This is a genomic window from Teichococcus deserti (genome assembly GCF_001982615.1).
Taxonomy (GTDB): domain Bacteria; phylum Pseudomonadota; class Alphaproteobacteria; order Acetobacterales; family Acetobacteraceae; genus Pseudoroseomonas; species Pseudoroseomonas deserti.
This window is the reverse complement of record NZ_MLCO01000430.1, coordinates 1-1,373: the sequence shown is the minus strand read 5'-3', so window position 1 is coordinate 1,373 and position 1,373 is coordinate 1. Positions and strand designations below refer to the sequence as shown.

The following is a 1,373-nucleotide window of genomic DNA, read 5'->3' as shown; positions in this document are numbered from 1 at the left end:
CCATGGTCTTCCAGAACTACGCGCTCTATCCGCACATGACGGTCTTCGACAACATGGCCTTCGGGCTGATGCTGCGGAAGTTCGACAAGGCGGAGATCAAGCGCCGCGTCGACAATGCCGCGCGCATCCTCGACATCGAGCCGCTGCTGGCGCGCAAGCCGAAGGCCCTCTCGGGCGGCCAGCGGCAGCGCGTCGCCATGGGCCGCGCCATCGTGCGCGACCCCAAGGTCTTCCTGTTCGACGAGCCGCTGTCGAACCTGGACGCGAAACTCCGCGTGCAGATGCGCACCGAGATCAAGAAGGTGCACCAGACGGTACGCACCACCACCGTCTATGTCACCCACGACCAGGTCGAGGCGATGACGCTCGCCGACCGGGTCGTGGTGATGAACAACGGCATCATCGAGCAGGTCGGGCCGCCGCAGGAACTCTACCACAATCCGCGCACCCGCTTTGTCGCCGGCTTCATCGGCAGCCCGGCGATGAACTTCATCCCCGGGCGCCTGGAGAACGGCGCCGGCGCGCTGCGCGTCCACCTGCCGAACGACATTGTCCTCAACGTCCCGGCGGAGCGGACATCCCGCTACGCCGGCCAGGCGGGGCGCGAGATCCTGTTCGGCATCCGCCCCGAGCATCTGACCGAGGCCAAGAATCTCGACCGTCCGAATGTTGCGCAGCTGGTCGCGACGCCGGAGGTCACCGAACCCATGGGCATGGAGACACTGGTGCATTTCAAGCTGCACGGGGCCGAGATCTGCGGCCGCGTCGACCCCTCCGCTCCGGCGGCCCCCGGCCAGCCGCTGAGCATGGCGGTCGACCTCAACCACATGCATATCCTCGAGCCGCAGTCGGGGCGCGTCCTTTGAGCGGCGCCAAGAAGATTGCCTGGGTCACCGGCGCCGGCACCGGCATCGGCCGCGCCGTGGCGCAGTCGCTGGCCGCCGAAGGCTGGCGCCTGGCGCTGACCGGAAGGCGGGAGGCGCCGCTGCAGGAGACCGCGGCGATGCTGCCCGACGGCGCCCTGGTGGTGCCGGCGGACCTGACCGACCAGGCCTCGATCGAGGCGGCGGTCAAGAAGATCGAGGCCGAGCTCGGCCCGATCGACATGCTGGTCAACAATGCCGGCACCAACGTGCCGCGCCGGCACTGGCACCAGCTGACGCCGGCCGACGTGCACACCCTGGTGCAGGGCAACCTGACCGCGCCCTTCCTGACCAGCCTCGCCGTGCTGCCGGGGATGAAGGCGCGCGGCGGCGGGCTGATCGTCCAGGTGGCCTCGATGGCCGGCAAGGGCACCTCCGCCGTCTCCGGCCCCGGCTACAGCGCCGCCAAGACCGGCTTCGTCGCCATGTCGGCGGCGCTGAATGCCGAAA

The 1,373-nt window shown here is 69.3% G+C and carries 2 protein-coding genes; both read left to right on the top strand.

Features of this window, described 5'->3' with window-relative positions:
• The coding region (locus BKE38_RS28520) for an ABC transporter ATP-binding protein (protein WP_076960520.1) at positions 1–866 on the top strand (866 nt) is incomplete at its 5' end.
• Positions 863–1,373, top strand: a 511-nt coding sequence (locus tag BKE38_RS28515; protein ID WP_076960519.1) for an SDR family oxidoreductase, incomplete at its 3' end; no start/stop codon positions are given. The genes BKE38_RS28520 and BKE38_RS28515, both read left to right, overlap by 4 nt.